At 66.7% G+C, this 13,793-nt stretch carries 12 protein-coding genes; 5 read left to right on the forward strand and 7 right to left on the reverse strand.

All coding sequences use genetic code 11. The features are described from left to right. Positions 1 to 2: 2 nt before the first annotated feature. Positions 3 to 926, reverse strand: a complete 924-nt coding sequence (locus tag GGC65_RS09050; protein ID WP_192646848.1) for a tyrosine recombinase — start codon at positions 924 to 926, stop codon at positions 3 to 5. Continuing rightward, on the reverse strand, positions 919 to 2,724 hold the full coding sequence (locus tag GGC65_RS09055) for a hypothetical protein (RefSeq protein ID WP_225940745.1): 1,806 nt from the start codon (positions 2,722 to 2,724) through the stop codon (positions 919 to 921). The genes GGC65_RS09050 and GGC65_RS09055 overlap by 8 nt, the downstream gene beginning before the upstream one ends. 256 nt (positions 2,725 to 2,980) lie before the next feature. Here GGC65_RS09055 and GGC65_RS09060 point away from each other — a divergent pair, with 256 nt between their 5' ends. Continuing rightward, a complete protein-coding gene (locus GGC65_RS09060) occupies positions 2,981 to 3,571 on the forward strand; it encodes a shikimate kinase (RefSeq protein WP_192646850.1) in 591 nt (196 codons plus the stop codon). Next, the gene (aroB, locus tag GGC65_RS09065) at positions 3,559 to 4,653 is read left to right on the forward strand and encodes a 3-dehydroquinate synthase (RefSeq protein ID WP_192646851.1); all 1,095 of its coding nucleotides are present in this window, start codon (positions 3,559 to 3,561) and stop codon (positions 4,651 to 4,653) included. Before GGC65_RS09060 ends, aroB begins: the two co-directional genes overlap by 13 nt. 3 nt (positions 4,654 to 4,656) lie before the next feature. On the opposite strand, the gene GGC65_RS09070 is transcribed toward aroB, so the two are convergent. The 4 genes from GGC65_RS09070 to radA are packed head-to-tail and all read right to left on the reverse strand — an operon-like array spanning position 4,657 to position 8,900. Beyond that, entirely contained in the window at positions 4,657 to 6,567 is a 1,911-nt protein-coding gene (locus tag GGC65_RS09070) for a cation:proton antiporter (RefSeq protein WP_413052723.1), read from the reverse strand. Beyond that, positions 6,564 to 6,992, reverse strand: a complete 429-nt coding sequence (locus GGC65_RS09075) for an iron-sulfur cluster assembly scaffold protein (protein WP_192646852.1) — start codon at positions 6,990 to 6,992, stop codon at positions 6,564 to 6,566. Before GGC65_RS09075 ends, GGC65_RS09070 begins: the two co-directional genes overlap by 4 nt. After that, positions 6,989 to 7,528, reverse strand: a complete 540-nt coding sequence (locus tag GGC65_RS09080; protein ID WP_192646853.1) for a CvpA family protein — start codon at positions 7,526 to 7,528, stop codon at positions 6,989 to 6,991. The genes GGC65_RS09075 and GGC65_RS09080 overlap by 4 nt, the downstream gene beginning before the upstream one ends. A gap of 10 nt (positions 7,529 to 7,538) precedes the next feature. Beyond that, positions 7,539 to 8,900: a DNA repair protein RadA gene (gene radA, locus GGC65_RS09085; protein ID WP_192646854.1), complete on the reverse strand. Its 1,362-nt coding sequence runs from the start codon at positions 8,898 to 8,900 to the stop codon at positions 7,539 to 7,541. A 212-nt stretch (positions 8,901 to 9,112) separates the two neighbouring features. Here radA and fsa point away from each other — a divergent pair, with 212 nt between their 5' ends. From fsa to GGC65_RS09100, 3 genes are all read left to right on the forward strand, one after another. Beyond that, the gene (fsa, locus tag GGC65_RS09090; RefSeq protein WP_192646855.1) at positions 9,113 to 9,763 is read left to right on the forward strand and encodes a fructose-6-phosphate aldolase; all 651 of its coding nucleotides are present in this window, start codon (positions 9,113 to 9,115) and stop codon (positions 9,761 to 9,763) included. 76 nt (positions 9,764 to 9,839) lie between these two features. Next, complete coding sequence (locus GGC65_RS09095) at positions 9,840 to 10,634, forward strand: crotonase/enoyl-CoA hydratase family protein (protein WP_192646856.1); 795 nt, start codon at positions 9,840 to 9,842, stop codon at positions 10,632 to 10,634. A gap of 1 nt (position 10,635) precedes the next feature. Next, complete coding sequence (locus tag GGC65_RS09100; protein ID WP_225940747.1) at positions 10,636 to 12,138, forward strand: acetyl-CoA acetyltransferase; 1,503 nt, start codon at positions 10,636 to 10,638, stop codon at positions 12,136 to 12,138. A 122-nt stretch (positions 12,139 to 12,260) separates the two neighbouring features. On the opposite strand, the gene GGC65_RS09105 is transcribed toward GGC65_RS09100, so the two are convergent. Next, positions 12,261 to 13,763 (reverse strand): aldehyde dehydrogenase family protein, encoded by a 1,503-nt coding sequence (locus GGC65_RS09105; protein WP_225940748.1) that lies wholly within the window; start codon positions 13,761 to 13,763, stop codon positions 12,261 to 12,263. Between the last annotated feature and the right edge of the window lie 30 nt (positions 13,764 to 13,793).

The raw sequence follows: 13,793 nt of genomic DNA on the forward strand, positions 1-13,793 counted from the left end.
CGCTAGGACGATGGCGGCGCAACGTCAACTTCGGGGTGGGCGTCCTCCATCCGCGCGAGCGGGTGCCGCTTGTTGACCAGCTCGACGAGGCGACGGCTATCGACATGCGTGTAAATTTCGGTCGTCGCGATATCGGCGTGGCCCAGCATCAATTGCAACGCGCGCAGATCGGCCCCGCCCTCGAGCAGATGCGTGGCAAAGGCGTGGCGCAGCACATGCGGGCTGACCGCGGTCGGATCGATCCCCGCGCGGCCCGCGAGGTCGCGGAGCATCTGGAACAGCCGCACCCGCGAGATATGCGCCTTGCCCGACGGGAAAAGCCAGGGCGATCCATTGGTCAGGAAGGGCACCCAGCGATCGAGCACCGCACGCGCGCGTTCGGACAGCGGGACCAGCCGCTCCTTGTCGCCTTTCCCTCGAATGATCAGATATTCGCGCTCGCCGGCCATCGCGCGGCGCGGCAGCGATACCAGCTCGCTGGCGCGGAGGCCCGATCCGTAAAGAAGTTCGAGCAGCAGCAACATCCGCACCGCCGTCGCAGGCGGCGCCTCCCCCTTCGCTTCCTCCTCGGCCTGCTCGAACAGCCGCTCGACATGCTCGTGGGTCAGGATGCGCGGGAGGGGACGGCGCGTCGCGGGCCGTGCGATATCGAGCGCAGGATTGTCCGCGCGCTCGCCCTCATCGAGCAGGAAGGCGAAAAACTGGCGCAGCGCCGATAGCTTGCGCGCCGCGCTGCTCGCTGCAAGCGACTGATAATCCGCCATCAATTTGCGCAAAGCCACCGCATCCGCGCCTGCCAGCGGGCCTTTCACCCATTCGGCAGCCTGCTCCAGGTCGCGGCGATAGGCGGCCAGCGTGTTGCGTGAGGCGCCGCGCTCGGCCGCCATCATCTCCAAAAAACGATCGATCAAAAGACCGTCAGACACGCACCAGCGCTTCGGCGGCGATCATCCGCGCTTCGGACGACAGGCCTACTTCGCGGAGCGCGCGAACGATATAATAGAGGTGATAGGGCGGGACCTTCGACCATTCGCCCTGCATCCCCGCCGCCGCGAGCAGCGCCACCATGCCGGGCTCGCGCCGTTCGGCCGCCGCCATGATCGCGCGCGACCAGCGCGTCTGTTTGCGAAGATCGACCTCGAGGTCGCTCGCCGCCGACGCCGTCGCGCTCGCATCGAGCCGGCCGAGACCGGCGAGGCCCGCGAGCAGGAATTTCGACCGCAGCGTATCGGCGCTGTCGTCGCTGCCCGAAAAGCTTCCGACGGCGCCTGCGCTCATCCCCGTGAGCGGCCGCGGCGATCCCACCGCGAGCACAGCCCACGCGCGGCTGCCGACCGAAACGGTCGGAACCCACGCAATGGCATTTTCGTCATAGCCGCCCGCGAGCATTGATCCGAGCAGCTGCCACGGATCGTCGCCGACCTCGGTACCGACGGGCAGCGCAGCCGCGGCACGCGCGGTCGCGACCATCGCGGCATAGCGCTGGGTCGGACCGGCGTCGGTACCCCAAAGCCGTTCCATCGCGGCATAACGATCGGCACCGCGCGCCAGGCGGAAGGCGGCGCGCAGCTGATCGGTCTGCGCCGTCACGGCCTCGGCGGGCTCTTCCTCGCTCGCTGCGGCGCTCAGCAGCGACACATAGGCCTCGCTCGACAGCACGCCGCGCGCAGCGGCTTCGGGGGCGGCGGCGACACGGCTTGCCATGTCGGTCATCGGCGCCAGCACCGTCCAGCTCTTGATATTGGACGGCGCCGCGGTGCGCAGCGCCTCGGGCACGGGAATCGCGGTCGCGGTCGCCATGCCGAAGCGCCAGCTCGTCAACCGGTCGATATTGTCCCACTCGATCGTCGTCGAGCGGCGACCGGCGCCGGTTGCGCCGAGTACGCGCTCGGCCAGCAATATGTCGAAGTTCGAGATCCTGCCGCTCGACCGCACGCGGCCGATCGCCCAGCCCGCGGGCCCGGCTTCGCCCGACAGGCCCGAACAGATCGCCGACGACAGCCGCCATGCCTGCTCGTCGCCATGCGCAAGGCCTGCGGGCACATAAGGACACATGCCCGCCGGATCGGCATTGGCGAGATAGGCCTGCTGCGCCGCGGCGACGAGGCGCGGGCTCGCGCGGTCGTAGTCGACCGACTGGACGATCCGGCGCGCGGTGATCGATTCGCCCATGCGCAGCAACAGCGACGCGCGCGCGGCGGCGAGATCGGCGCCGTTGATCGTCTCGGGCGTATCGATCGCCGAGGCGAGCGAACGCCGCAGCAGGATCTGCCCCCAACGCGATGCGAGCTGGCCGTTCGTCTTGCTCATGATCGCGGCGGCATATTGGCCGCGCACTCCGAAGGCGTCGGGTGCGAGCCCGCCCGTTTCGGGGGTCAGCGGCCCGATGCGCGTGAGCAGGCGCCGCGCGCCCGGCGGCAGGTCATATTTCAGCCCGCCCGATTCGACCTCTTCGCCGTCCTCACCCTCTTCACCGGTTTCGGCGGTCGCGGCCGTCGACGTGCTACCAACGGTCGGCGCAACCGGCGGCGGAGTGGTCCCGTTGGTCGGCGTCGAACTGGGAGCAGGCGTCGGCGTCGATGAAGGCGCCGGCGTCGGACGCGGTGCATCGGCGGGGTTGCCGAAGCCTTCGGGCAACAGCGATTCCTGTGCGAGCGCGGGCAGCACCAGCGCGGCCGCCATGGCGGTTCCCGACAGGCCGAGCGCGAGCGATAATGTTTTCATCTTCATTGCGGCACGCTTTCGGCAATCTTGTCGGTCACGTCCACCTCAATCATTCGCGGCTCGATCGGCCGGCCCAGGAACAGCAGGAACAGAAAGAACGCGACCAGCATCAGCGCCAGCACGATCAATCGTGCAATCCAGCGGCCTTTTCCCGATCTGCCCCGCGTGCGCAATATCCAATGCCTGTCGTTCGTCTCATAACACACGCAGCAAAAGCATTGTCCCGCGCGGCCCTCGCGGTATAGCCGCGCGGACCATGTCGCGAAACCCGAAAAGCCCGGCCCCCATGACCACGGGGCCCATCCCCGCGTCGATCCGCGAGCGGTCGATCGTGCTCGTCGGGCTGATGGGCTCTGGAAAGTCGACGGTCGGCCGCCGCCTCGCGCAGCGGCTTGGCATGCGCTTCGCCGATGCCGACGACGAGATCGAGCGCGCCGCCGACACCAGCATTTCCGACATTTTCGAGCGGTTCGGCGAAGCGCATTTCCGCGATGGAGAGCGCCGCGTGATCGCCCGGCTGCTCGCCGGAAAGCCGATGGTGCTCGCGACTGGCGGCGGCGCCTTCATCAACGACGAAACGCGTGCGCTGATCCTGCGCGACAGCCTTTGCATCTGGCTCGATGCCGATATTCCGACCCTCGTCGAGCGCGTCGGCCGCCGCAGCCACCGCCCGCTGCTCAAGAATCGCGACCCCGGCGAGGTGCTCCGCGAACTCGCGGCGGTCCGCAATCCCATCTATGCCGAGGCGCATCTTCGCGTCAGTTCGGCAAGCACGCCGCACGATCATACGGTGCGCGCGATCCTGGAGGCCCTGTCAAAGTGGGAAGATCCGCAATGGAAAGCCTGACCGTCGACCTCGGCAGCCGCAGCTATCCGATATTGATCGGCGACGGGCTGATCCGCGACATCGGTACGCATGTCGCGCCGCTGCTGAAGCGCCCGCGCACGATGATCGTCACCGACAGCCATGTCGCCGACCATTATCTGATCCCGCTCGGCACGTCGCTCGCGATGGAGGATATCTCCTTCTCTTCCTTCGTGCTCGAACCCGGCGAAGGCACCAAAAGCTGGACCGGCCTCGCGCGCCTGACCGAATGGCTGATCGGCGAAGGTGTCGAGCGCGGCGACCATGTCATCGCGCTGGGCGGCGGCGTAATCGGCGACCTCGTCGGCTTCGCCTGTTCAATCGTCAAGCGCGGCTGCAATTTCATCCAGGTGCCGACCACCCTGCTCGCGCAGGTCGACAGCAGCGTCGGCGGCAAGACCGCGATCAATGTCCCCGCGGGCAAGAACCTCATCGGCGCCTTCCACCAGCCCGCGCTCGTCGTCATCGATCCGACGACGCTCGAAACGCTGCCGCGCCGCGAACTCGGCGCGGGCTATGCCGAGGTCGTCAAATATGGCCTGATCGACGATGCCGAATTTTTCGCCTGGTGCGAAGCGAACGGTGCCGCGCTGCTCGCCGGCGACAGTGCCGCCCGTCACAAGGCGATCGCGCATAGCGTGTCCGCGAAGGCGCGCATCGTCGCCGCCGACGAGCGCGAGACGCAGGACATCCGCGCGCTGCTCAACCTCGGCCACAGCTTCGGTCACGCATTGGAGGCCGAGACGGGCTATTCGGACCGCCTGCTCCACGGTGAGGCGGTCGCCGCGGGCATGGTGCTCGCGCACCAGTTCTCTGCCGCGAAAGGGATTTGCCCAGCCGAAGATGCAGCGCGGGTGCGCGACCATCTGGCCAGCGTCGACCTGCCGCACAGCCTCGCGAGCGCGGGCGTCAACACCGACGGTGCGACCCTCGCGGGCCATATGGCGCATGACAAAAAGGTGCGCGGCGGCAAGCTCCCGCTGATCCTGACGCGCGGCATCGGGCAGAGCTTTGTCACCGAAGAATTTGGGCTCGGTGCGGTCGCGGAATTCCTCGACGGCTAGCCGTCAGTTCATCGCCGACGCCTGCTCGCTTTCTTCGTCCTTCGGATCGTCTTTCGAAGCCTTCGCCGCCAGCCGCTTGCGGCGGAATTTCTCGAGAATGCTGTCGGCCTCGCGCCCGCCGCCGGGCTTGAAGCGATGGTCCATGCCCGCCGAAATATCGCCCTCGTCGAGCTGCGCCTGCAGCCGCGTTTCGTCGAGATGCCGCAACGTCGCCTCGACATCGTCCATCTCGCTTGGATCGACATCGAGATGGCGCAGCGCCGTCAGGCCCATCGCGATCGAGCTTTCGAACACTTCGCGAATGACATTGTCGACACCGGATCCATCGAGCGCGAGCAGTTGTCGTCGGTCAAAGACGCGCATCAATATTTTTGCGTTCGGAAAGGCGTCGACGATCGGCCTCATCGCTTCGGCATCGACCGACGCGTCATCCATGCAAAAGATGATCAGCCGAGCCTCGTCCGCGCCCGCGCGGCGGAGCAGGTCGATACGCAGGCCGTCGCCGAAATAGACTTTGGTGTCGAAGCGGCTCGACAGCTCGATCTGGCTCGGCTTCTTGTCGATCAGCGTCACCGAACAGGCGACGCCGTGCAGCATCTGCGACACAATCTGCCCGAAACGGCCAAAGCCGACGACGATCGCCGATCCGCGCGGCGCGTCCCCCGGATCGGCCAGAACGGCGTTGTCCACCTCGGGTGCGAATTCCAGGTTGCGCGCGAACAGCATCAGGAAGGGCGTCGTCACCATCGACAGCGTCACGACCGCGCTGAACAGGCTCGCCGCCTCGGGCTGGATCAGCAGCGCATCGGCCGCCTGCGCGAACAGCAGGAAACCGAATTCGCCGCCCTGGCTCAGCAACAAACCAAGCCCCAACGCCACCGGCCAGGGTTTGCCGAACAATTTCACGATCAATGTCAGGACGACGACCTTCACCGCCACAAGCCCAAGCGCCAGCCCGAGCACGAGCAGCGGGCGCTCCATCACCGCTCCAACGTCGAGCACCATGCCGACGGCTAGGAAAAAGAGGCCGAGCAGGATCAGGCGGAAGGGTTCGACGTCCGATTCGATCTCGTGCCGATAGGGCGAGTCGGCGAGCATCACACCCGCGATGAAGGCGCCGAGCGCGGTCGACAGATGCAGGCTGTGCATCAGCGCGGCGCTCGCAAGGATAGTGAGCAGCCCGACGACGACGAATAGCTCGCGCTCGCCATAACGGCCGATGATCCGCAGCAGCGGATTGACCACGAAACGCCCGGCGAGCACCAGCACGACGATCGCCCACAGGGTGAAAAAGGCCATCTGCCACCCGGGCGGCGCCGACGGGTCGGTGGGCGCGCGCGACAGCACCGCGACGATCGTAATCATCGGCACGATCGCCAGATCCTGAAACAGCAGGATCGAGAAGGCTTTTTCCCCGAAAGGCGAATTGATCCGCCCCGAACTTTTGAGCCCCGGCAGCACCTGCGCGGTCGATGACAGCGCAAGCGGCAGGCCGAGCGCGAGCGATGCTGCGGGGCTGAACCCCAGCGTCAGATGGATCAACCCCGTAAGCACGAGCCCGGTGACGACGACCTGCATCAGGCCGAGCCCGAAGATCGCGCGGCGCATGTCCCACAGCCGCCGCGGCGACAGTTCGAGCCCGACGAGGAAGAGCAGAAAGGCGATACCAAGCTCGGCAAAAGCGAGCTTCGACTCACCGCCGCCGACGAGCCCGAGCCCGTGCGGCCCGACAATCGCCCCCGCGATTAGATAGCCAAGCACCGCACCAAGACCGAGCCGTCGAAAGATCAGCACGAACAGCGTCGCGACGCCGAGCAGGATCGCGCCTTCGACGAGCGCGGTATCGGTTGCTGTCTCCCCGACCTTCTCGGCCGCTTCGGCCGCCGCAGCCGCCGTGAGCATGAGCAAATTCATGCCGCCGCCGCCCGTTCCTCGAGCGCTGCGATGGCGGCATCGAAGGGTAGCAGGATCGCGCCGTGGCGCGCGGGATAGCCCCGCGCCGCTGCGAGCAGGTCGAACCCGGGCCAGTCGGGCTGCGCCCCCTCGCCCGCGAACCAGCCCGCGATCGCACGACGCGCGGCGCGCAGTTCGGCGAGGCCGAGCCCCGGGGCGTGGCGCGCGAGCAATGTTGCCGACGCCTGCCCCAATGCGCACGCCTCGACATGCATGCCGACGCGCGTGACGCGCCCCGCGTCGTCGGTATCGAGATCGAGGATGATCGCGCTGCCGCACAGCGGTGCACGCTTGCTCACCCGGTGGCGCGCATCGGCGATCGGCAGATATTCCGATGTCGCGACCGCCAGCGCCAATATGTCACGATTATAGAGCGGCGCGCTCATGGCGCGTCCGCCTTGCTGGCTTCGGCTTCGCGCGCCTCGGCGCGGCGCGCGGCAATCACCTTGCTCATCGCGCTGCTCGTCGCATTGAGCGCCGGATAGGTTCGGCTGTCGGTCATCCACGCGGGACGCTGCATGACGCCATAGCCGATATCGTAGAGCAAGGTGAGGAGCATGAAGCCGATCGAGGCGATCAGCAGGCCTTTGACCGCGCCGAAGCCCGCACCCAAACCGCGGTCGAACCCGCCGACTAGCGACGCACGGCTACGCTGCCCCATCGCGCGCGAACCCCATTTGGCGAAAGCGAACACCCCGCCGAAGAGCAGCACGAAGGCGAGCGCCGCGGCGCCGCCCTCGGTCCCGACCCAGCCCGCGAGCAGGTCGGTCACGAGCGGGTGAAAAAAGCGCACCGCCGCGATCGCAAGGACCCACGCGAGCAGCGTCGTCACCTCCTGCACGAGGCCGCGCGAAAAACCGAGCACCGCGCCGCCGCCAACCAGCACCAGCACGACGATATCCAGAGCCGTCAGACTTCCCATTTGCCGGTCGCTAGTCGCGCCCGAGCATCAGGTCAACGAGTTCGCCGAGCCGGCCAAAACCTGTGACCGAAATCCCGCCGACCGCCTTCATGCCTTTCGGCCCCCAGCCGTGCGAGAAACCGAGCTTCGCTGCTTCGCGCAACCGCAGCCCGTCGTGCGAAACCTGCCGCACCTCGCCCGACAGCGACAGTTCGCCGAATACGATTGCGTCGGCGGGCACCGGCCGCTCGCTGAACGCCGAGATCAGCGCCGCGGCGACCGCGAGGTCGGCGGCCGGATCGGTGAGCCGGTAACCGCCCGCGATGTTGAGATAGACTTCGGCGGCGCCCATTTGCAGCCCGCATCGCGCCTCGAGCACCGCTAGCACCATCGCGAGCCGCCCGCTGTCCCAACCGACAACGGCGCGCCGCGGCGTCGCCCCGCTCGCCAGCCGCACGGTCAGTGCCTGCACCTCGACCAGCACCGGACGCGTGCCCTCCAGCGCCGGGAACACCACCGACCCCGGCACGTCGCGGCTGCGATCGGTCAGGAACAGGCTCGACGGGTTCGACACTTCGCCGAGGCCCTCTTCGCCCATCGCGAAGACGCCAATCTCGTCAGTGCCGCCAAAACGGTTCTTCACCGCGCGCAGGATGCGATATTGGTGGCTACGCTCGCCCTCGAACGCCAGCACCGTGTCGACCATATGCTCAAGCACGCGCGGCCCCGCGATCGTCCCGTCCTTGGTGACATGCCCGACGAGCACGATCGCCGCATCGCTGTCCTTGGCGTAGCGGATCAGTTCCTGCGCGCTCGCGCGCACTTGGCTCACCGTGCCCGGCGCGCTGTCGATCAGGTCGCTGTGCATCGTCTGGATCGAATCGATCACGACGAAATCGGCATCGCGCCCGTCGAGCGTCGCGAGAATGTCGCGCACCGAGGTAGCGCTGGCGAGCGCGACCGGCGCATTGCCGAGCCCCAGCCGCTGTGCGCGCAGCCGCACCTGCGCCGCGGCTTCCTCACCGCTGATGTAGACGACCGATTTTCCCGCCTTCGCCAACCTTCCGGCCGCCTGCAACAGCAAGGTCGACTTGCCGATCCCCGGATCGCCGCCGATCAGCGTCGCCGATCCCGCAACGAACCCGCCACCCAGCGCGCGATCGAATTCGGCGATACCGCACAGCATGCGCTCGGGCATCTTGCTCTCGGCATCGAGCGTTTCGAGCGCCAGCGTGCGCCCGCCGCGGCTGAGATCGTGCTTCGCCGAAAACACCGTTTCGGCAGCCTCCTCGACGAGCGTGTTCCACTCGCCGCAATCGGCGCACTGCCCCTGCCAGCGGTAGGTTGCGGAGCCGCAATTCTGGCAGACATATTGACGTTTCGCTTTGGCCATACGGCTTCGCTTAACGGGAACAAAGAACGAACGCTAGCCCTTTCCCGTTATCGTCACCCCGGACTTGATCCGGGGTCCATGACGCCACCACCGAAGATGGGATGCGGGATCAAGTCCGGCATGACGAATGAAGGCGGGACGGTTCATATTTCGGGCGCCTTGCTCTAGGGGAGCTTCAAACCCGAATCACTTCCCACAGGAAAGCTCATCCCATGAAATTCTTCGCCGACACCGCCGAAATCGCCGACATCCAGGAACTCGCCGCGACCGGCCTGCTCGACGGCGTCACGACCAACCCGTCGCTGATCGCCAAGTCGGGCCGCGACTTCAAGGAAGTGACGAAGGAAATCTGCGCGCTGACCACCGGCCCCGTGTCTGCCGAAGTCGTCGCGCTCGACCATGCGACGATGATGAAGGAGGCCGAAATCCTCCGCAAGATCGCCCCGAACGTCTGCATCAAGGTGCCGCTGACGATCGACGGGCTCAAGACGTGCAAGGCGCTGACCGGCGACGGCACGATGGTCAATGTGACGCTCTGCTTCTCGGCCGCGCAGGCGCTGCTCGCCGCCAAGGCCGGCGCGACCTTCGTCTCGCCCTTCGTCGGCCGCCACGACGACAATGGCTTCGACGGCATGCAGCTCATCTCCGACATCCGCCTGATCTATGACAATTATAGCTATGAGACCGAGATCCTCGTCGCAAGCGTGCGCCACGGCATCCATGTGCTCGAAGCCGCGAAGATCGGCGCGGACGTGATGACCGCGCCGCCGTCGGTGATCAAGGGGCTGTTCAAGCATATCCTGACCGAAAAAGGCATCGAGGGCTTCCTCGCCGACTGGGCAAAGACCGGCCAGTCGATCTGAGACACGCCTCGCGCTCTTTGCAGTTGACGTAAACGTTAAGTCATCGCGATACTCGCCCGAAAGGGAGAGATTCGCGATGACCGACACCACCATCCTCACCGAACGCCGCGGCCACGTCCTGATCGTCACGATCAACCGGCCCGAGGCGCGCAACGCGGTCAATGCCGCCGTCCATATCGGCGTGGGCACCGCGCTCGAAGAGGCCGAGGGCGACCCCGAAATCCGCGTCGTCGTCATAACCGGCGCGGGCGACAAGAGCTTCTGCGCGGGCGCCGACCTTGTCGCCCTGTCGCGCGGTGAAAGCCTCTACCCCGACGACCCCGCGCAGCAGGCCTGGGGCTTCGCAGGCATCGTCTCGCACCCGATCTCGAAACCCATCATCGCCGCAGTCAATGGCTTCGCCTTCGGCGGCGGCTGCGAGATCGCACTGATGAGCGACATCATCGTCGCCGCCGACCATGCGCAATTCGGACTGCCCGAGGTCAAGGTCGGGCTGTTCGCCGCGGCGGGCGGCGCTTTCCGCCTCGCACAACAAATCCCGCGCAAGCTCGCGATGGAATATATGCTCACCGGCGACCCGATCCCCGCCGCGCGCGCCGCAGAATTCGGACTGGTCAACCATGTCGTTCCGCTCGCCGACCTGCTGCCGACCGCGCTTGCCCTCGCCGAAAAGATCGCCGCCAACGCGCCGCTGTCGGTGCAGGCGTCGAAGCGCGTCGCGCTCGGCATCGACGAGGGCCGCATCGCCGCCGACGCGCCCTATTGGGAGCATAATACCCGCGAACGCGGCGTGCTGATGCGCAGCGAGGACGCGCGCGAAGGCCCGCTTGCCTTCGCGCAAAAGCGCAAGCCCGAGTGGAAAGCGCGCTGACATGGCGATGACCGACCCCGAGCGCATTCCCGTCATCATCGGGGTCGGGCAGCTCAACGACCGGCCCGATGATCCCGATCAGGGCCTCGACTCGCTCGGTCTGATGGTCGAGGCGCTGAAGATCGCGGACGCCGATGCGGGAGGCGGGCTCCTCGCCGACCTCGACAGCCTCGCGATCGTCGACCAGATCAGCTTCCACAGCCTCGGCAAACTGCCCGAGCCGTTGGCCGCCGCGATCGGCGCGACCCCGGCAATCAATTATCAGTCGGCAGCCCCGCACGGCGACACGCCCGTCCGCCTGCTCAACGAAGCCGCGAACCGCATCGGCGCGGGTGAGGTGAAACTCGCGGCAATCGTCGGCGCCGAGGCGCTGCGCACCGCCGCCGGCCGCGCCGCCAAGGCTACGAGCGGCGAGGACAAAAGCTATAATGCGATCCGCCAGGTCGCGACGCGGCGCGAGCCCAATTATGCACAGAAGCACGGCCTTGCCGCGCCGGTCGATGTCTACCCGCTCTACGAAAATGCGACGCGCGCGGCGTGGGGCCAGAGCCTCGCGGACGCACAGTCCGAAAGCGCCGAAATCTGGTCGCGCTTTTCCGAAGTCGCGGCCGCAAACGACGGCGCGTGGATCCGCAAACCCGCGAGCCCGGCCGACATCCTCAAGGTCGACGAACGCAACCGCCCGATCGCTTTCCCCTATTCGAAGCTGATGGTTGCCAACTCGTCGGTTAATCAGGGCGCCGGCTTCATCGTCGCAAGCCTCGCCGAAGCATGGCGCCGCGGCATCCCCGAGGACCGCCTGATCCATATCGGCATGGGAGCCGCAGCGAAGGAGCCCGCAAGCATCCTCCACCGCGACCGCTACGACGCCAGCGTCAGCATGGAGACGTCGATCACACGCACCCTCGAACTCAACGCGATGACCGCCGACGATTTCGATTTCGTCGAACTCTATAGCTGCTTTCCCTGCGTGCCCAAGATGGCGCGCCGCATCCTCGGCTGGCCGTGGGACCGCCCGGCAACAGTGTTTGGCGGCCTCACCTTCGGCGGCGGACCGATCGCCAATTATATGAGCCACGCGATCGTCTCGATGGTCGAAAAATTGCGCGAGGAAGGCCGCTATGGTTTCCTCTTCGCCAATGGCGGTTTCGCGACCGACAATCATTGCATCGTGCTGGGCAATGAGCCGATCGCAGCTGCCAGCTTCCCACAGGATTTCGACTATCAGGCCGAGGCCGAAGCGAAGCGCGGACCGGTGCCCGAGCTGGTCGAGGATTATGCCGGGCCGGCCACGATCGAAAGCTATACGGTGTTTTACGGCCGCGACGGCGCGCCGAAGGCCGGTGTCGTCGCGGCACGCACCCCCGACGGCAAGCGCACGCTGGCGCATGTCGATGTTGGTGACGCCGCGATGCTGGCGTTTTTGACCGACGGCACGGTCGAGCCGGTTGGTATGGCCGGACAGGTGGTTGCACTCGACGAAGGCTTTGGCTGGCGGGGATAGATCTCCCCTCCCGCTTGCGGGAGGGGTCGGGGGGTGGGCCGCGCCGCCGCATTAGCCCTCCCCGATACGACTAGCGAGCAAGCTCGCAAGTCTCGCTGCCCCTCCCGCAAGCGGGAGGGGAATTAGATGTCGAAGCTAACCCCTTGCGCCAGCGGCAGCGCATCCGAATAATTCAGTGTGTTCGTCGCGCGCCGCATATAGGCTTTCCAGCTGTCCGAGCCGGACTCGCGTCCGCCGCCGGTTTCCTTCTCGCCGCCGAACGCGCCACCGATCTCGGCGCCGGAGGTACCCAGATTGACGTTGGCAATACCGCAGTCGCTCGCAACGAGGAACCGTTCGGCTTCGCGCATGTCGGTCGTGAAGATCGCCGACGACAGACCCGCCGCAACGTCGTTGTGCTGTTCGATCACTGCATCGAGGTCGTCATAGCGCATCACATAAAGGATCGGCGCGAACGTCTCTTCGAGCACCGGTCCGACCTGCCCCGGCATCTCGACGAGCGCCGGCTTCACATAGAAGCTTTCGCCCTCGCCGATCCGCTCGCCGCCATGGACCATACCACCCGAAGCGCGCGCGGCGCCCAACGCATCCTGCATCATGTCAAAGGCCGCACGGTCGATCAACGGTCCGACGAGGACATCGCCCTCCAGCGGATTACCCACACCGACGCTCGAATAAGCTGCTTTCAGCTTCGCAACGAAACCGTCGTAGATGCCATCGTGCAGGAACAGCCGCCGCGTCGTCGTGCAACGTTGCCCCGCTGTGCCCATCGCACCGAACGCGACGCCGCGGAGCGCGAGGTCGAGGTCGGCCGAGGGCGCGACGATTACCCCATTATTGCCGCCAAGCTCAAGGATCGCGCGCGCAAAACGCTGCGCCAGCCGCGGCGCCACGGAGCGGCCCATACGCGTCGATCCCGTCGCCGACACCAGTGCGACGCGCCTGTCGTCGACCAATGCCTCGCCCGCCTCGCGCCCGCCGATCAAGAGCTGGGCCAACCCTTCGGGCGCATCGCCGAAGCGCGCCAGCGCGCGCTCGAAAATCGCCTGCGTCGCCAGAGCTGTGAGAGGAGTCTTTTCGGACGGCTTCCACACGACGCTGTTGCCGCACACCAGCGCCAGCGCGGCATTCCACGCCCACACCGCCACAGGAAAATTGAACGCCGAGATCACGCCGACGACGCCAAGCGGATGCCACACCTCCATCATCCGGTGTCCGGGCCGCTCGGTCGCGATGGTGAGACCGTAAAGCTGCCGCGAGAGGCCTACGGCGAAATCGCAAATGTCGATCATCTCCTGGACCTCGCCCGCGCCCTCCGACGGGATCTTGCCCGCCTCGATCGTCACCAGCTTTGCGAGATCGTCCTTCGCGGCGCGCAGTTCCTCGCCCCACAGGCGGACGAGTTCGCCGCGGCGCGGGGCCGGGACATTGCGCCAGGCGCGAAAGGCCGCGCTCGCCCGGCCGAGCGTCTCGTCGGTCGCAGCGGCATCCACGACCTTTACCATCCCCAGCCGTTCGCCGGTCAGCGGCGTCACCGACGGCATCGATCCATCGGTCCACGCGGCACGGTCAACGCCGAGCCCATCGAGCAGCCGCACGACTTCCTGGCCCAAATTCGTCATCATCTGTCCCTTCATCGGCGCCGACGCGCCCTT

The organism is Sphingopyxis sp. OAS728 (assembly GCF_014873485.1).
Taxonomy (GTDB): Bacteria; Pseudomonadota; Alphaproteobacteria; order Sphingomonadales; family Sphingomonadaceae; genus Sphingopyxis.